The sequence below is a fragment of the Vibrio sp. 10N.247.310.17 genome, assembly GCF_041466605.1.
GTDB classification, from domain to species: domain Bacteria; phylum Pseudomonadota; class Gammaproteobacteria; order Enterobacterales; family Vibrionaceae; genus Vibrio; species Vibrio tasmaniensis_A.
On record NZ_JBFSTC010000032.1, the window covers coordinates 32,222 to 50,719 of the forward strand.

An 18,498-nucleotide genomic window follows, 5' to 3' on the forward strand; every position below is an offset into this window, starting at 1 on the left:
GATCTCACAAATGCTTAAAACGGTCTAAAAGTGACATTACTTATACTTAGTCGTTCACTATTTATAAGACGTCTCTTTAGACCGCTTTTTATTTGACCAATGCGTAGCACAAGTTACGAACATCGCACCTTAATTTCCCGTTTTTTTAGTATTTTTTAAAATTAATTGCGCAATAATGCCGATTTAATGAACAGCGGTTAGTCCCTGTAAACAAAGGGTTTGCGCAACTTAGCAAGAACGTTATCAACAGTTATCCACAAAAACGGTGGATAACTTTAGGGATAAGTTAACATCTATGTTTTAAGAGTACTGAGGCAGCCTTTATGTGGCGTCACTTAGGACAAATGTGACGGTTATAATAACCTTTAAAACTCAATCTGGAGTTATTGAGTCAAGAGATTATTTAGGTTTTTTACATAGATATTAAATACTGCCTATCTAAGACCTTGATAAAAATGTGTTTTAATTCGTAGCAGAACAAAAGTAGAATAGCGGCAGTTAATCATATTCTACAGAACACGATGAACCACAACAAAACGGATACAAATCAGCCTTCTATTGCCATTGTTGGTGGTGGTATTGCCGGAACGACGAGCGCAATTCATTTTAGTGAGTTGGGTTATAAGGTCACTATTTTGGAAAAAGGACCGAGTTTGGTTAATGGTCCACCAATTTGCCATCTGCATGCTGGTGGCAATTTGTATCGAGATATTTCTGTAGAGCAGTGTCTTCAGTTGCTCACTCAGTCAATTGATACCGTCCGCTTGTTTCCCCATACGATCAATATTCGTCCGACAATTATCGCTGTTCCACACAGTGATGGTGGAGAGCCGTTGGATCTTCTTCCGCGCCTAAAGATAATCAAGAACGCTTATGCTGAGCTTGTTAATCAAGATAAAAGCAACCAAGTGCTTGGTAAACCGGAAGAGTATTACAAGCTGTATAGTAAAGAAGAGTTACTAGCACTTGCTGCTCAAACACAGCCTCTGAAACCAACATCGCTTGATGAATGGTGTATTCCTTTCGCTAAACATACGGATCTAGAAACCCTTAAGTATCCTGTTGCTATGGTTCAAGAGTATGGCTGGAGCGTATTCCGCTTATCAGCAACCGCTCAACTCTCTTTGGGGCAACAATCTAATTGTACCGTGTTAACCAACAGCCGATTACAATCTGTTGAATCGTTAGAGCAAGGTTGGTCTTTGACTTATACAGACGCTGAGAACCAAAGCTGTCACCTAACGACCGACTACTTGATTAATGCAAGTGGCTTTGAAACGGGCATCGTGGATGACTTTGTCGGTTCTAAGCAACAAAGGCTTGTTGAGTTCAAAGCCGCATACGTTACGCAGTGGCCGTATTCGCAAGAATGTAAGGAAGAGTGGCCAGAGGTTATCTTCCATGGCCCGAGAGGCACACCGCAAGGCATGGCTCAGTTAACACCGTACGCTGATGGTGTATTCCAACTTCACGGTATGACAGAAGGGATTACTCTATTTGAGGGTGGGCTTGTTTCATCATCAACAGATTCATCACAGCCTCAGTTGCCTTCTAAGCTTCTTAAGAAAATCGTATCAGGTTGGAGTGAAGAGCAGCTCGAATTAAGAACTCGCGCTGCGATAACGCATATGTCTCAGTTCATCCCAAGTTTTAGCTCTGCACTGGTAGGTGGTAAGCCTTTGTTCGGTGCACAGCAGATTCCGGGAACCGATCCGAGCTTAAGAGCTTCAGACGTGTCATTCTGTGGTGATCGCTATGCTCGACTTGAAGTAGTCAAAGCATCTTCAACCTTAGAGGCAGCGCAAAAGGTCGCTGAGCATTGGTTTGATGTCGCAGAGTCAGTATCGATTGAAAATACACACTCAGTGACAATGTCACTTAATCTAAAGAATATTGAGAATAAAGCGATAGATTTGACACAAGAACGCGGATACCCAGAAGCCCTTGCAAAGGTATCAGGCCAAGATCACGCTTAATACTCAGTCATAATCTACTACGCTAAACATCTTCAATTCGGCTTACTTTGACAGGTAAGCCGAACCTTCATTCAAACGCCAGCTAATATACCGAAAACCAACCGAACTACATCTTTAGGCAATTACTTTTAGCTACAGAGCAAGAACTAATAGCCGAAAAACTGAGCCCATTGGCACCAAACATCTTGTAATCCTAAGCGATCGCCTTTACTAAACGAGACTTTATGTCCAGGTTTGGCTTGTGCTAAGCGCGGTAAATCGATTCTGGCAACACATCCAATCTTCGGATAGCCACCAATGGTCTGTCTGTCATTAAGCAACACGATAGGTTGCCCATCTTGGGGGATTTGAATCGCACCTAAGGCAATGCCTTCTGACAATAGCGAAATATCAGGTGAATCAACCGATTCGCCACTCAGTCGATAACCCATGCGATTAGAATTTTGGTCAACGTGATACTGTACGTTATACAAAGTCGCTTTTGCTGACTCTGAGAACAGCTCGCTTTGATAGCCTTCAATCACTCGCAGGTTCACTGGTAGGTTGTAATTAGGCGTGTATCGGAAGGTGACACTCAACGCTTTAAACGGGCGAGAGAGTTGGTGTTGGGTAAAAGCAATGTGTTGCCCTTGCTGGCATGGCTGTCCATCTTGCGTTAATCCACCAATCTTTTCACGAGTCACCGTAGAACAGCTATGAAGAGTTGATGGAACATCGAAGCCACCCTTAACGGCTAAATACGCCCTTAGACCATTTTTAGGTAAACCAAATGAGAGGACTTGCCCTGAGAAAGCTTGAAAAGTACGCCAGTTCGACAGTGGTTTACCATCGAGCTGCGCTTGTAAATCGCCACCACATAATGCCATCTCACAATCAAAATCGATTCGTAACGCGCATTGCCCAAGCGTGATTTCCAACACTGCTTGGTTGACTGGGTTTCCGAGCAGGTGATTGGCCCAGCTATACGAGTAATCATCAACAGGGCCACCTTGTGTCAACCCGAGATGAGCGACACCAAATCGTCCGAAGTCTTGAATCAAACTCAACGGGCCGGGTTTAATCACTGTTAGTGTTGGTTTAGCTATTGTATTAACCATTAGCGACATCTCCACTAATCTCCATAAAACTAAGCTCAACAAATTCTTGTTTTGAAATCGCGATGAAACGGACTGTGTCACCGACATTAAGTCGAGACAGCGGCGTTTGCGTGGTATCAGCGTTCTTCAATTGGCTGTGATCAAACAGTGCTAGCGGGCAATTGCCAATAATATTCCAACCGCCCGGTGAGTCCGAAGGATACACCGCCGTTTTCGTATCCGCGATGGCGATGCTGCCTTTCGGTACTCTTAAGCGAGGGGTTGAATGACGAGGCAAAGCAAGCTCGTTGACCACATCAGACATAAACGCAAAGCCAGGGGTAAATCCAATCGCACTGACGCTGTATGTCTGTGAGGTGTGATATTGAATAATATCGTCGAGCGACATGCCTTTGGCTTGATATCGGTCTAAATCGAGTGCTGTTTCTGGTGAGTAATAAGCGGGAAGCTCGATAGTGTTACGCGTGTTACTAACACTAGAGAAGGACGAAATAGCATGACTCAACAAAGAGTTGAGTTGTTCAATGAGCTGATGTTCTGAAATTCGATAAGGTAGGTAATCGACCAATATTGTGTGATAAGCCGGTGTCACGTTCATTAATACTGACGCGAAATGTTGTCGAATGGCCTCAGAAAAGTGGGCCATGTATCGAGAATCATCTGCACTTGAACTGTGCTCTACACTTTGCGTCACGCTTGAAGTTAATGTAACGAGAACACTGCACTCTGCGACAGGGTCGATATTGAATTCAATCTTGTTCATCTTCATTTCGCTTCCATACTGATACGAAGAAATACGCTTTAAAGTACCATTCGTGCCAATCACAGCGTAATGAGCTTTGGTAATTGGCCATGGTTTCTTGTTTTGTGGTCTTATCTTATCGCTTTCTTTTAGCTAACCGCTTTCTAGCTTTCGCAATACTAATTAAAAGCGTTAAGGTCTTGTCTGATTTTTCTAATTAATGCGATGGATTGGGGGTTATCACCATGAACACAGATGGTATCGGCTTCAATAGGCAGTCTTTCACCTTCAATGGTCGTAACCGAACCGTAGTTAATGATTTGCATGACTTGGTTGTAGATGTCGTCTTGGTTGACGTAAACCGAGCCTTTTTGAGTTCGCGGCGATAACTGCCCATTATTCAAGTATGCACGGTCAGCAAACGCTTCAAACAAGAGGGGTAAGTCATGATCGTCAGCAATATCTAAATACTGCTGATTGTCTGACGAAGAGAGGATCATTAGGGGGATGTTAAATTCAGCAACGGCTTGGGCAACGGCATTAAACACATCAATGTTCGCCATCATATCGTTGTAAAGGGCACCATGAGGTTTCACATAACCAACAGAGGTGTGGTGATAGCGGCAAAGAGCCTGTAGTGCGCCAACTTGATAGCAAACCAGCTCACTGATCTCGTCCATGGTATGAGGAATAGAACGGCGACCAAACCCAACTAAATCTTGATAACCAGGGTGGGCACCAATTTGGGTGTGATAGTACTGCGCCAGTTTTATGGTCTTAGACATAACGTGCGGATCAGACGCGTGAAAGCCACAAGCGATGTTTGCCATATCGACCCATTCCATGACCGACTCGTCATCGCCCATCTTCCAATTGCCGAAACTTTCTCCCATGTCGCAATTAAGCAAAATCTTCGTTGTCACGTGGTGCTAACCCTTTACGTTGAGGTGAGTAATGACGGTCTTATAAATACCATAAATAAACAGTGACCTAACTCAAATTTTCGACACCAAGAACTGCATTTACTATGAGGTCACGGTATGTATCAAACCCGCTAAAGAATGGATTGTGAAAAATGCTTCCTTTCATCAATGACGTATAGAAACTATGGTTAAAGATAATTGAAAAACAAGTGTTCGACAAACAGCGCTTCATCTATTTTGTTTCCGGTTTAGGGAGCAAACGTAAGGTGATGAATCATATGGCGACATTGATGTAATTCTGAAGGTTGGCGCTGAGGTGTACGTCTAAGTGAAATTCAAGGTAAAGGTCAGTTTTCGTTCTCTCGTGCGGTGTATCTGCCATAGGCGTTTGTGACTCAACCCTAAGCTGTTGTATCATAAGAGGTAGGTTGAGTGTTTTTAATTAAAAGGTCCGCTAAACATGAATGTTTTAGTTACAGGTGGCATGGGCTACATTGGTAGCCACACAAGTATCCAGATGATTAACGCAGGTATGACACCTGTGCTTTTCGATAACTTATACAACAGTAAACCAAGCGTTTTAGAACGTATCGAAAAAGTATCTGGCGTTCGTCCTGATTTCATTGAAGGTGACATTCGTGATAAAGCGCTTTTAACTGAAACTATGAAGAAACACAATATTGAAGCTGTTATTCATTTTGCGGGCCTGAAAGCGGTTGGCGAGTCTGTTGCCAAACCTCTCGAATACTACGACAACAATGTAAATGGCACGTTAGTCCTTGTCGATGCAATGCGTGACGCTGACGTAAAGACATTAGTATTCAGCTCTTCAGCAACAGTTTATGGCGATCCTGCTAGTGTTCCTATCACAGAAGATTTTCCCACAAGCGCAACCAATCCTTACGGTCGTAGCAAGCTCATGGTTGAAGAGTGCTTAACTGACTTCCAAAAGGCTAACCCCGATTGGAGCATTACGTTATTACGTTACTTTAACCCCGTAGGTTCACACCCAAGTGGTGAACTCGGTGAAGACCCAAGTGGTATTCCAAACAACCTAATGCCATTTGTATCTCAAGTTGCAGTTGGCCGACGTGAATTCCTATCTGTATTTGGTAGTGATTACCCAACAAAGGATGGCACTGGTGTTCGTGATTACATCCACGTTATGGATCTGTCTGATGGACACATTGCAGCACTTGAGAAAGTAGGGCGTAAAAACGGTCTTCACATCTATAACCTAGGTACTGGCAACGGTTCAAGTGTATTAGATATGGTTAAAGCCTTCGAGAAAGCGAGCGGCCAAGCGATACCTTATAAACTCGTTGAGCGTCGTCCTGGTGATATCGCAGAGTGTTGGGCCGACCCAGCGAAAGCTCAGAAAGAACTGGGGTGGAATGCGACACGCACACTGGCTGAAATGAGTGAAGATACATGGCGCTGGCAATCAACAAATCCTGATGGTTTCCCTGGTTAATTAAGTGATTTCATGAATAGTTAACGTACAAAAAGATGCTCTAGGGCATCTTTTTTGATCTAAATCGAATAAAAAGTGATTTGGTGGTTAAAAAGTATCATTCTGTATCGGTTGTTGTTATCATGCTCGCGAATTATATGTTTAATGTTAATTTTCTTTGGAGTTAATCATGGAACTAGGCCTAATCATCACTTTCATCATTGCTGCTGCAGTAATGGTTAAGAAAGAAATGGCAGAGAAATAATTTCACTTTACCCCTTTTTGATACAACTTTTAGTGAAATAACAAAAGCCAGCTTATCGTAAGCTGGCTTTTTAATTTCTACAGTCTTTTTTGTATGGCTTTATTTTGGAACGACCTAGATCTTTAATCACCTAGGTCCTCAATAAACTTAGCTCTACAACGAACTAGATTTCTAACCAGTTAGAACTCGTAGTTTGCAGATATACCCCAGTTACGACCCGGCTGAGACTTAATATCGGTGTTGAACTTAGAATCGTGCCCACGGCCTGACATGTCATTGTACAGCCAATATTTTTTGTCTAATGCGTTGAATAGACCCGCTCGCAAGGTTAAATCCGTGACAGGGCGGTAATAAGCAGTCAAATCAACAACTGTGTATCCAGCCACGTTTACGTTGTCATCAGAGTTCCACTCATCTTTCGCAGCAACCATTTTAATATTTAAAGCTGAACCGAAAGTCTCGCGTTCGATACCAAGACCTAGCGTACCCGTTAGTGGTGCTACTGAATCAATGGATTTACCTGTAGATTTATCTTCACCATCAGCATAAGCGACCGCTAAACGAGTGTAGGTACCAAATGGTGCGTCTAACAAAGTGTCTAGATTAATCGTTGAAGAAAGCTCTGCACCATAGATAGTTACTTTATCTAAGTTCTCTTTGGTGTATACGTCTTTACCGCCTTGTTTGCCCGTTTTCGTCTGGTTAATGAAATCAGAGTAATCAGTGTAGAAAGTGCTTAGTTCAAAGCGAGCATGTTCATTATTGCCACGAAGACCAAGCTCGTAAGAGATACTTCTTTCGGCTTTCAAGTTAGGGTTAGCTTCAATGATGGCACCTCGAGTATAGAAGTAGTAGAGGTCGTAAACTGAAGGTGCTTTAAACCCTTGCCCAACTTGACCAAATACCGATAGGTTATCATTGATGTGGTAAACTGAACCTAGCTTAGCTGTGACGGCGTCATCTTTATTCTTCTCATATTGAGTCTTGTAGCCTTCATCCGTTGATGGGGCAGCAACAAATGAGTCATAACGAAGACCGCCAGTTACAATCAACTTGTCTTCCATGAAAAATGCTTGGTCTTGAACAAACACACCCCATTGCGTTATTTCTGCATCAGGGATACCAGTGCTACCCGGTGTAACAGTGCCTCGGTCAAACTTATGGTCGTAGTTTTCGAGCTCAAAGTCATTCTTCAGGTATGTGAAACCATATGTGAATTCGTGATCCGCACCATCAATATTCACTAGCTTAGAAAGCTGTGTATCAACTTGCATGTTTACATCAGAAGCATCACGCTCACGAAGTCGACGTCCGTTGAAGCGAGTTGTATCGTAGTTTTTATTCAGAGTACTTGAGTCTTGGTAACTTAGAGACCAGTCTAAAGAGTCAGCAATTGAAGAGCTTAGCTTAAGCTGTTGTTCCAATGTTGCACGAAAACGTTTGTTGGTGTCTTTGTTGTAATTATCAGTATATACAAAGCCCGGCATAAGCTGATAGCCATTGTAGTTTAGCTCATCTTCATCATATTGACGTTGGTAATGCTCAACCGTAATACCAACCTTATTTGAATCTGATACATTGTAGAATGCTTTGGCTAGGATATTACTTAATTCCGTATCTGCTGGGTTCTCTGCACCACGATCTGGACCTTGAACTTCGCTTCCTGATGAATGAGTTTCTGTCTCGTGGCCTTGAGCGTATGTCGCCATAACGATCGTTTCTAACTTATCTTTACGCATCGCCCAAGAAACTGTGTTCTTGAACTGTTCATCTGCAGATGTATAGGTAGATTTAATACCAAAACGGTTTTCATCCCCGTCAGTTCTAAGCATATCCTCTGGATTTTTTGTTCTTAGCAGTACTGCACCACCAATGGCATCTGAACCGTAAAGCGTAGAAGCAGGGCCTTTATTCACCTCTATGACACTTAATGTATCGACTTCGATCGCATTCGAATATTTACGTTGCTCAGAAGCGCCAGGGTTATATGGTGTAGGTTGTTGAACTCCATCTACCATAAGTTTAACGCGATCACCTTCAACACCGCGGATGTTAAAGCCTGAAATACCAAAACGGCCACCGCCTTGAGCTTCTACTCCTGGCGTGTATTGAAGAGCTTGCTTTATGTCGCTAGACATTTGATTATCTATGTCTTTTGCAGAGACAGACTCAATTGAGCTTGAAACGTCTTCTTTGTTTTGTTCGGTACGCGTTGCTGATACAACAACCTCGTCAAATAGGGCATAATCTTCAGCAAAGGCTGATGTTGATGAAAGCGCTAAAACGATTGAAGCAGAGAGTAGGGATTGCTTATACATCTGATAGTTACCTTAGTTCCATAATATCATCTTGATTTGCGAAAGATGACATTGGATCTAAATGATAATTACTATTATTTGCATTTAAATAATTTTCAATATTATCAACTAATTCATAATTAGCGTCATTAAACACATGTATTAAAAAGAGTTTTTCAGTTCCATTCACTCCGTGAATGCTTCTCTTTTTGTGATTAAGATCTCACTTACAAAGTAGGAAAGTTATGCATAGTCCAATAACACTTGAAGCCTTACACATATTAGATGCCATTGATCGTCGTGGAAGCTTCGCGGCAGCGGCTAATGAAATGGACCGAGCACCTTCTTCATTGAGTTATCAAATCCAGAAGCTAGAACAAGACTTAGATATTATGATTTTTGATCGCTCAGGCCACCGTGCAAATTTCACGGAAGCGGGGCAGTTAATATTAGAGCAAGGAAGGATCATTCTTGGTGCCACTGAACAGCTCGTTAATGACGCGAGTATTCTTGCTAATGGCTGGGAGTTGGATTTAACGATTGCCTTTGATGGCATTATTCCGATTGCTAATTTCTTCCCATTAGTCGATGAACTCGGAAAAATAAGTAAAACTAGGGTTCGATTACAAGAAGAGATTCTAGCTGGATGTTGGGAATCTCTTTCAGACGGCCGAGCTGATTTATTGGTGTGCCCAAAGGTTGACACCATACCAAACGATATGAAAAGTGACATTATCGGTAAGATGGAAATGGTATGGGTTGCAGCATCGAATCACTATGTTCATAAGCGATCTGGTGATTTCGACCAAAAGGCGAGGGAAAGTTACAGGGTTATCGCAATTGCAGATACAGCGCGTGACCAACCTGCATTAAGCATCAATATTCTAGAAAAGCAGCCACGTTTAACCGTAACAAGCTTCCCAGCCAAGGTAGAGGCTCTAACTGCAGGGTTAGGGATCGGCACCTTACCGAATAGTGTAGCTAAACCTTTGATTGAATCTGGCGTTCTACAACAAATTTCGGGTACCGAACCACAGCCTATCGACATCGTAATGGCTTGGCGACGTAACAAGATGGGCGACGCCAAGTCATGGTGTATTCAACACCTAAAAAAAACATGGGCGTTAAAGTAACGGCAACACCATATCTGCAGTGCCGTCTTCAAAACTGATATCTAGCTCGAAGCCCAACTTCTGGGCTAGTGTCAGCATCCCTCGGTTGGTCGGCATCGTCATGCCCGACATCTGCTTGGTCTGCTTTGTACGACAGTAGTCAATAACCTTAGTCATCAAAATACGGCCTAATCCGACGCCTTTCAGATCGGAACGTATCAGAATAGCGAACTCTGCATCGGTGTTATCTGGGTTAATCAACGCTCTCGATACGCCAATAATCGCGGGTACGCCTTGTTCCTTTCGAACGACCACAAATGCAATTTCTCTATCAAAGTCAATCTGAGTAAAGTTAGCCAACGCCTCATGATTGAATTCACCCACATCACTAAAGAAACGCTTGTAAAGGTCTTCTTTGGATACACGATGAATAAAATCAGCATGAAGCGGCTCGTCTTCAGGAAGGATCGGGCGTAACAACACCTCAGTGCCGTCCTTAAGTACGATATTCTCTTCCAATTCGACTGGATAAGGGCGAATCGCAAGACGTTCTTGAGGATCGCCTTGGTATGCTTTCAAGATGATATCGGCATCTAATATCGTGAACTTGTCACCATTTGCCAGTACTGGATGGATATCCAAATCATGTATTTCAGGGCAATCCACTACCATCTGAGATATACGCACCAACAATTCAGAGAGACCTTCAATATCAATCGGGTTAGGTAGTTTTTGCAGACGAATCTTGCCACTTTTTATCGCCCGAATGATCAAGTAACGCGCCAGTGTCATATTGAGCGGTGGAAAGGCTGCAGCGGCGTCAATGGATTCATCCCATTCAGAACCGCCTTGACCAAGTAAAATGATAGGACCAAAGGTTTCGTCCGTTGTCACTTTTACACGTAGCTCCTGCCCGCCGGCAAGTTTGGCCATTCCTTGAATTAACAAGCCATGAATATGCGCAGTAGGGAACGACAGTTGAGATCGATCGAGAATCGCCTGAGCCGCATTGGCGACTTCATTGCTGTTTCTTAAATTAAGCATGACACCTTGCACGTCCGACTTGTGTGCAATGTCTGGCGAACGTAGTTTAACTGCGACTGGGTAACCAATCGTTTCCGCAATATGTACCGCTTCACTTGGGTCAGAAGCTATCCAAGTTGGTAATACATCTAGGTTGAAGTGCTTGAAAAATTGGCTATTTTGATGCGTATCAAGGCTAACTGTATTTTTATCCAGTAGTTGTCGTTCTATCCAATTTTTTGCATCTGCTAGATCTTCAATATGGACTTTTTCTGCCGTGGTTGGCGTTTCCATTAACTGACGCTGGTTACGCCTGTACTCGACCAAGTGCATGAATGCGACCACTGAACTTTCAGGTGTTCGATAGGTTGGAAAACCCGCTTCGGTAAACAACTTTCGTGCTGGCTTTGCTGTTAGCTCGCCAGACCAATTCGTTAGAATGTTAAATCGCTTGTGGCGAGGATGCTTTTTAATGGCTTCAATAATTCGTTCAGCTGTTTTAGCTGAATGTGCGATCGCAGAAGGGCTGTGCATGATAAGAATCGCGTCCGCTTCATCACCATCTAACAAGATGTTTATCGTATCGATATAACGTTGCTCACCGGCGTCACCAACTATATCGATTGGATTACTCTGAGACCAACTCAATGGTAAAACCTTATTGAGTTTCTCTAGCGTATCTTCAGAAAACTCGGCAAGCTTACCACCACGGTCAAAAAGGGTATCCACCGCCATGATCGCAGGGCCGCCGCCGTTGGTCACAATGGCCAAGCGCTCTCCACGCAATGGCACTGAATGAGTCAGAGTCTCTACCGCTGCAAACAGTTCATGTAAGTTCTTAACTCGTAACATGCCGCTGCGTCGGATCGCTGAGTCATAGATAATATCTAACGTATCGGCACCGCCAGTATGTAGCATTGCCGCCGCCCGGCCTTTAGCTGTTCGTCCGCCTTTTAACACTAGAATTCGTCTATTACGTGACGCAGCACGCGCAGCAGAGATAAAGCGCCTCGCATCTTTAATACTATCAACATAAAGCAATATTGCTTCGGTGTGAGAGTCGGTACTCAGATAATCCAACAGCTCTGAGAATTCTATGTCACTGCCATTACCTATCGAGATAAACGCCGAGAAGCCGATCTCTTTATCGTTCGCCCAATCTAGAATCGTTGTACACACTGCAGCGGATTGAGAAACAAAGGCTATTTTACCTGGCAGCGCCGTCACCGGAGAGAAAGAGGCATTCAAATTTAACCACGGAACAATAACTCCCAAGCTATTGGAACCAAGTACCCGAATATTGTTTGCTTTGGCGATTGCAATACATCTCTCATCAAACGTTTCACCGTTATCACTTTGCTGTTGCATGTCTGAGGAGAGCACAATAACGGAAGCGATGCCTTTCTCGGCCAACTCTTCAAAAATAGCCACATTGCGTATCGCATTAGTGCACAAAATAGCAAGGTCAGGAACGATAGGTAGCGACAAGATGTTTTTGTAAGAGAGGACGCCCGCGACAGAATCGTATTTTGGTGTTACCGGCATCACCGCACCTTTAAAATCCCCGTGCAACAGATTGTTCATGACGATATATCCTGCACGCGTTTCTCGTTGAGATGCACCAACAACAGCGATTGAACGGGGTTTAAGTAGGGGATCAAGATGATTCATAGACATATCCTAGCAATGCACGTAAGTTCATCGTAACTTACTTTTCATTCACGGGTTGATGGCAAATTCACCGAATTAAGATGAATAAGCAGACACTGCATAAAGTTTGTGAAATAGGTCACCCACTAATGGTGTATAATCTCAAAGTTAACTTGATTCTAAACCGACGTATCGGCATGATTTATAGTAATTATTATTAAGGATATAGAGCTTTCCATGAAAAAACTTGCAATTGTGACTTTGCCACTGCTCTTGGCTGCATGTGTATCTGACAACTACGTTACCAATGTAACGTCAGATAGCTATCAAGAAGAGTTCAAAACGGCTAAAGTTGAAGCTCCAGTTGTATCTCAATCTGAGCAGACTGCCGTTGTTGAAGAGAACGTGGTCAACGTTGTCAGAACCACACCTGTAGAACAAAAAATCACTCACACGACTAGAGCTAAGCCGGTTGCAACAATTACAGCTCCAACCAAGAAGCAACAAGACATGAACCAACGCTTTGGTTACACAGTTCAAGTTGTTGCTGTCGGCAGCCAAGCCAAAGTCGATTCTTTTGTAAAAATGCTACCAACCACTTCCCAGCCAATTTGGGAAAACTACAAAATGGTTAACGGCACGAAGTGGTTCACTGTACTTTACGGTGACTACGCGACACGCTTAGACGCTAAAAAGGCGATTTCATCTTTGCCGAGCAGTTTTCAAAACTTAAAGCCATTCGTTAAGAGCATTGATGATATCAAGAACTCTGAATACCCAACGCTTAACAAGTTAAACTAAGTTTTAAATCATAAAGAAGGAGCAAATGCTCCTTCTTTTGTTTTATGACGGTTAGTTTTGTTTAATAGTTAATCGCTCACTCCTTAGATGACAATTTTAGCATTCAAAACACTGTACCTATTTCGACTTTTGTTTATCATTGAAGTCAGTATTCCTAGTTTCAAGGACCGAATTTACCCATGAACACCACAAACATCCTTCTACTTTGCGGCGGTGGATCTTCAGAGCATGAAGTGTCAATCGTTTCAGCCAATTACCTTTTTGAACAACTTAATAGCGTTGCAGATTTTAACGTTGTGAGAGTTGAAATTAAAAACGAAGGCTGGTGTCTTGATTCGGGTGAGTTGGTTTATCTTGATATTAACGATCAAACCTTACGTGGCGACAACTTAGAATCTAAAGTCGATTTCATTGTTCCATGTATTCATGGTTTCCCTGGCGAAACAGGTGATATTCAATCACTGTTTGAAATGGCTAAGATTCCGTACCTAGGTTGTGGTTCTGAAGCAAGCAACAACAGCTTCAATAAAATCACATCAAAACTTTGGTACGACGCTCTGGGTATCCCAAATACGCCTTATCTGTTCTTATCCGACAACACTGAACAAGCTCATGCACAGGCGACACAAGCCTTTGAAAGTTGGGGGGAAGTGTTCGTCAAAGCGGCTCGTCAGGGATCTTCCGTTGGCTGTTACCAAGTCAATCAAGTAGAAGAATTAAGTGAAGCAATCAACAAAGCATTTACCTTCTCTGATCAAGTGCTTATTGAGAAATCCGTGGTGCCAAGAGAACTAGAAGTTGCCGCTTATGAAATCGATGGCGAGCTACAGATAAGCAAGCCAGGCGAGGTGATTGCACCTAATGGCGCATTTTACTCTTACGAAGAGAAGTACAGTGCAGACAGCCACTCAATTACTGAAGTTGAAGCAACTAACTTAACCGATGAACAGCGTGAATTGATTGCAGATAGCGCCCGCAAGGTATTCACGCAGATGAAGCTTCGTCACTTGTCTCGTATCGATTTCTTCTTAACACAAGACAATGAGATCTACCTGAACGAAGTGAATACCTTCCCAGGTATGACGCCAATTTCCATGTTCCCAAAAATGGTTGAACATGACGGCCACAAATTCAGCCAGTTCTTAGAGAACTGCGTGAGAACAAGCATTTCTTAGTTCACCCAAAATATCTTAGCCGTTTTATATAACTCATTAGATAACAAATAGCGCCTTGAGCTTACCAGCCAAGGCGCTATTTGTTTTTAAGTCGGAAGTTTTTGGTTTGCAAAGTCAGTTGATTGACTAAGCAGTTTATTAACAATCTGCCTATAAAAAACCGTAGATAAACAAGCCGCCTCTTAACAAAGCCATCAGCTCATTGCCAAGGGATTAGTGCTTTAAACTTCATCTTCTCACTCTCAGAGGTACCCGAATAACCCACATATTGTGCAGGCATTGCAGGGCTGAGCCAACGACCAAAATCTTGGATTTCTCTCACCTTAAGGCCTTGTTTCGACAGTTCTTGTGCGGCACCTACACGAATAGAGTTCGCGGAGAAATGGTGGTTGTCAGCCAATTGAAGTAAGTCACTTGCTCTTCTCAATATTCTGTAGATCGACGAATCATCTAAAGGTTGCAGACTGATATTTTCATGTTTGTCTATCGCACGAAATACAGGCAACTCGTCTTGTGTTCCAGTAAACGAAAACCAACGCTCAAGTGCGGCGCTTGCTACTCGCGATAGCCTATAAACTGAATTTTTTATTGTAATCTGGTACTCATTCTCAACGCTCTCCACATTATCCATCGACAACGCCCTTAGTTCAGATCGCTTTAAAGCACACTCGAACATCACATTATAAATCGCGATATCTCTGATCTCTTTTAAGCTCGATTTCTCATGGGAAAGTAACGTGTTTAACTCAGTAAGGTGTGCGGATGTCATGGCATTGGTTTGTTTAGAGTCGCCAGCCATTCGAGATTGCAAGTGGAGCAGGGTAAAACGAACTTGCCTATGCTTGATTGGGTTAGCAAAGCTCAACACAGTATGCAATAAGTTGAGTGTTGCAGTGTAACGTTTCAAAGACGAGAATTTTCTTTCACTGGATTCAGTCTCAAGAAAACGCCGAACAGCAGTGATGGATGCTGGGAGTGTGTTGATACGATTTTTAGTACAGAACGCATGGTAGCGATTCCAATCACTGTAGATACCCAACAAGGAGTTTCGAGAGTACTGATATCCTGTTAACTCATCTATAATTTCAATTGTCGCGTGGCTGTTTAATTTTTCAACAAATGAATTAATTATCACAGAGTCCGATAAAATAGGGACTTTTTTTCTCAAATTACCGTACCTCAACAGGTGTTTTTGCCATATTATGCTTGATATCATTAGAAGTATACTTATGATTAACGTAATGAAAACAAAACGATGATCAATGGATATGGCAAATTCAGTTTACCGAGGCGTTCCTCTACAATCAGCGGATGCAAACAACACCGTTTGGCGTGCCAAGCTAAAAAACAACATTATTCAAGGCAATTTACCTGCTGTGAAAAAGAGTATTGATTGGTGGATTGATACTGCGACCCTTATTGACCCGAAAGAATTCACAGCGTTAAACAAGTCGAGAGCGTCTGGTGGTGGCTTAGCTGAAAACTTCCATGGTTACCAAATTAAAAATGATAGCGGTGAGCCTAACGCTTGGTATTGCATGTTTAACGGGCGCCTAATTAAAGGTGGCAAGATTGCAATCCAGCGTCATATAGAGGCTTTCTTACTCGCAAAACAAAAAGCAGCACAGCAAAAGAAGTAAAATTATGAGCCTAGTATATTCAACTGAAACAGGTCGTATTAAACCTGAAGAAGAGAAAGTCCAGCGCCCTAAAGGTGATGGTATTGTTCGAATCCAAAAAGAAACCAAAGGCCGTAAAGGCAAAGGCGTTTCTATCGTAACAGGCTTAGACCTAGATGACGCACCATTAAAACTCATGGCTGCGGAACTCAAAAAAGTATGTGGCTGTGGCGGCTCAGTAAAAGATGGCAACATCGAGATTCAAGGCGACGCTCGTGACAAACTCAAAGCGCATCTTGAAAAGAAAGGCTACAAAGTTAAATTTGCTGGCGGTTAAGCTCTGACTAATGCCAGGGGTAAAATCGAAGATTATTATCACTGGTTATTAGGTATTTTATGGTAAATAGCCACTCTGGTTAAATACACAGTAGAATTCAGAGAGTACCGATACAACATAAAGGCAGGGCATCGCATAAAGATACCTGCCTTATAAACACCGAAACCAATTTAACATAACGTATATAATACGCACTAAGGCTGTGCGTAAAATCTGAGAGTATTCAGTACCTTAGCAATTGCAGATTTTGCGTACACGCGTGCTATAGACGCTTGAAATTCAAAATGTTTCCACATAAATACGATCATTAATTAGTTTTCGTCCTTCAATTTTGCGTTATACCTAGTTTTCGTCACTGTTCTTTTTTCCGGTTTGACGACAAGTTTCATCGAATTCACCGATGGACATCGTGTTTTGTCATCGAAAAAAGAATTCGACGGATGTTTGATAACTTGAAGGAGATCACATGCTCACTCCCCGTTTTGCCGATCTATTGAATCGCTACTTCGACGACATTCATGAAGCCGCCGCGTATTTTTACGTTCAACCGATCACGATCAAGCGTTGGCTGTCTGGCGCGGTCCCGGTCAATCCACTGGCCGAAAAATTGATGAACATTCACGCCCGTGGCTACTTACCGTTGGATCATCGCTGGAACGGATTTCGAATCAACGTTGACCGTGCGATCCTCATTACCCCCGAAGATCGGGAATTCAATCCCAAGGAATTGCTCAGTTTTGCGTACTGGCGTGACGAGCACCGGCAACTGGTTGAGCGCCACGGCAAAATTGAGTCCCCGAAATACTATCCGGCTAAAGAGCATCCCTTGCCATTTCGTGGCGGTCGTTGCATGCCGCCTAAGCCCTGGATCCCGGCCAAATTCAAATAATGGTGCCATTCAGAGCAACAACCCTCGAGATAAGCTTCTTTAATCTAGGAACGTAAAACGTCATGACAACGATAATAGCCAGCCCGAACATTTTCATCGCGGGTGACGCCATGTGGACTAGCCAAGTCAGCGGTTTGGAAGTCGACTGTGAGACGCGCAAACATATCGTGTGTCTCGAGCAAGTGATCTTTTTTTCGGGTGATGAGCACCCTATTATCCTCGCGCAAGCCGTGCTTCTGGCCCTCATTTCTGACGAGGAATACATTCAATTAGCCCAAGCGCTCGACGAACGCGATGAGATTGGCTTGATTGCGGTAACGGAAAACACCGGTGCGCTGATAGACATGCCCATCGGCAACAACGCGACCACCGGAGAGCTGGTGTTTACTGGCTCTGGGGGCTTCCATGCGGCCACGTTTTATCAAGATCTCGACAGATTATCTTGCCTGTTAACAAGAATAGATACAGCGATGACGATGGCGTTCCACGTCGACGAGCAATCCGGCAACGGGATCCACAAGAAGGTGTGGCCTCAGCGCTACGACAACTTGTGTTATACTGACACCAGTTACCGAGAATACATCGGGGCTAAAATTGAAGAATATCACGAGTTCATCGCCGAATGGGCCTTAATGGAGGGCGACAACATGGCAGCACAACTTCCCCGCTCTACAAATCGCACAGCGCCGGCACCAAACGCGCCCAAAGCGACCCCAGAGCGCATGAAAGCAATACTCGACGCGATAAGAAAAAACCAGAAGAAACAAACTGAGAAACAAGAAGAAAGTGCCTAAAACAGAGGCGCCTGAACAGTACGTAGGTCATGTTCAGGCGCTTGTTATGTGACCTAATTTTTGACAACTATCTTAAGCTTTTTATCTATTAGTGTTACCCCTGCATGAGTCACTGATATGTTTCCATCAGAATCAGTCCTCGGAGTCATCAATATACTACATTCACTTCCATCATTATTGAGAAGGCTAGCGGAAATAGAAGGTGATTGACCTTTTTTATGTTCGCTCTTTTTTATCTCAAAACGATAATATTTATGACCATCTTGTTTTCTTTCTTCAAAATCATCGGAACCGGTGTTTTTCAAGGTAGTTGTCATCATTTGCTTGCTTATTAAGCAGCTTCTC

The 18,498-nt window shown here is 43.1% G+C and carries 15 protein-coding genes and 1 pseudogene; 9 read left to right on the forward strand and 7 right to left on the reverse strand.

Features of this window, described 5'->3' with window-relative positions:
* Window positions 1-521: 521 nt before the first annotated feature.
* Complete coding sequence (locus AB6D80_RS11240; RefSeq protein ID WP_017100549.1) at window positions 522-1,976, forward strand: FAD-dependent oxidoreductase; 1,455 nt, start codon at window positions 522-524, stop codon at window positions 1,974-1,976.
* 146 nt (window positions 1,977-2,122) lie between these two features.
* Here the strand turns inward: AB6D80_RS11240 and AB6D80_RS11245 are convergent, their stop codons facing one another.
* The 3 genes from AB6D80_RS11245 to AB6D80_RS11255 form a co-directional block, all read right to left on the reverse strand.
* Window positions 2,123-3,073, reverse strand: coding sequence for a biotin-dependent carboxyltransferase family protein (locus tag AB6D80_RS11245; protein ID WP_029222767.1), 951 nt, complete (start codon window positions 3,071-3,073; stop codon window positions 2,123-2,125).
* Entirely contained in the window at window positions 3,066-3,842 is a 777-nt protein-coding gene (locus tag AB6D80_RS11250) for an allophanate hydrolase subunit 1 (protein ID WP_017100551.1), read from the reverse strand. The genes AB6D80_RS11245 and AB6D80_RS11250 overlap by 8 nt, the downstream gene beginning before the upstream one ends.
* Before the next feature lie 152 nt (window positions 3,843-3,994).
* Entirely contained in the window at window positions 3,995-4,738 is a 744-nt protein-coding gene (locus AB6D80_RS11255) for a 5-oxoprolinase subunit PxpA (RefSeq protein WP_029223943.1), read from the reverse strand.
* 460 nt (window positions 4,739-5,198) lie between these two features.
* Between AB6D80_RS11255 and galE the strand changes: the two genes are divergently transcribed.
* Window positions 5,199-6,212, forward strand: a complete 1,014-nt coding sequence (gene galE / locus AB6D80_RS11260; protein WP_017100552.1) for a UDP-glucose 4-epimerase GalE — start codon at window positions 5,199-5,201, stop codon at window positions 6,210-6,212.
* A gap of 423 nt (window positions 6,213-6,635) precedes the next feature.
* On the opposite strand, the gene AB6D80_RS11265 is transcribed toward galE, so the two are convergent.
* A complete protein-coding gene (locus AB6D80_RS11265) occupies window positions 6,636-8,774 on the reverse strand; it encodes a TonB-dependent hemoglobin/transferrin/lactoferrin family receptor (protein WP_017100553.1) in 2,139 nt (712 codons plus the stop codon).
* A gap of 224 nt (window positions 8,775-8,998) precedes the next feature.
* Here AB6D80_RS11265 and AB6D80_RS11270 point away from each other — a divergent pair, with 224 nt between their 5' ends.
* Complete coding sequence (locus AB6D80_RS11270; RefSeq protein WP_065679020.1) at window positions 8,999-9,886, forward strand: LysR family transcriptional regulator; 888 nt, start codon at window positions 8,999-9,001, stop codon at window positions 9,884-9,886.
* Here AB6D80_RS11270 and AB6D80_RS11275 read toward each other — a convergent pair.
* Window positions 9,878-12,559 (reverse strand): GNAT family N-acetyltransferase, encoded by a 2,682-nt coding sequence (locus AB6D80_RS11275; protein WP_371701827.1) that lies wholly within the window; start codon window positions 12,557-12,559, stop codon window positions 9,878-9,880. The genes AB6D80_RS11270 and AB6D80_RS11275 overlap by 9 nt on opposite strands.
* A 216-nt stretch (window positions 12,560-12,775) precedes the next feature.
* Between AB6D80_RS11275 and AB6D80_RS11280 the strand changes: the two genes are divergently transcribed.
* Both AB6D80_RS11280 and AB6D80_RS11285 read left to right on the forward strand, forming a co-directional pair.
* Entirely contained in the window at window positions 12,776-13,339 is a 564-nt protein-coding gene (locus AB6D80_RS11280; RefSeq protein ID WP_009845372.1) for an SPOR domain-containing protein, read from the forward strand.
* A gap of 179 nt (window positions 13,340-13,518) precedes the next feature.
* Entirely contained in the window at window positions 13,519-14,514 is a 996-nt protein-coding gene (locus AB6D80_RS11285; RefSeq protein WP_102250453.1) for a D-alanine--D-alanine ligase, read from the forward strand.
* A gap of 199 nt (window positions 14,515-14,713) precedes the next feature.
* Here AB6D80_RS11285 and AB6D80_RS11290 read toward each other — a convergent pair whose 3' ends face one another.
* Entirely contained in the window at window positions 14,714-15,682 is a 969-nt protein-coding gene (locus tag AB6D80_RS11290) for a tyrosine-type recombinase/integrase (protein WP_372188531.1), read from the reverse strand.
* A gap of 100 nt (window positions 15,683-15,782) precedes the next feature.
* Between AB6D80_RS11290 and AB6D80_RS11295 the strand changes: the two genes are divergently transcribed.
* From AB6D80_RS11295 to AB6D80_RS11310, 4 genes are all read left to right on the forward strand, one after another.
* Window positions 15,783-16,154, forward strand: coding sequence for a DUF3319 domain-containing protein (locus AB6D80_RS11295; RefSeq protein WP_029222765.1), 372 nt, complete (start codon window positions 15,783-15,785; stop codon window positions 16,152-16,154).
* 4 nt (window positions 16,155-16,158) lie between these two features.
* Entirely contained in the window at window positions 16,159-16,470 is a 312-nt protein-coding gene (gene yciH / locus AB6D80_RS11300) for a stress response translation initiation inhibitor YciH (protein WP_009845368.1), read from the forward strand.
* A gap of 466 nt (window positions 16,471-16,936) precedes the next feature.
* Window positions 16,937-17,359 carry a phage protein gene (locus tag AB6D80_RS11305; RefSeq protein WP_017102132.1) on the forward strand — a complete coding sequence of 141 codons (423 nt, stop codon included), beginning with the start codon at window positions 16,937-16,939 and terminating at the stop codon, window positions 17,357-17,359.
* Window positions 17,360-17,421: 62 nt separating this feature from the next.
* The gene (locus AB6D80_RS11310; protein ID WP_017102028.1) at window positions 17,422-18,153 is read left to right on the forward strand and encodes a hypothetical protein; all 732 of its coding nucleotides are present in this window, start codon (window positions 17,422-17,424) and stop codon (window positions 18,151-18,153) included.
* A gap of 53 nt (window positions 18,154-18,206) precedes the next feature.
* Here AB6D80_RS11310 and AB6D80_RS11315 read toward each other — a convergent pair.
* A pseudogene (locus AB6D80_RS11315) lies at window positions 18,207-18,498 on the reverse strand (hypothetical protein); the annotation flags it as partial.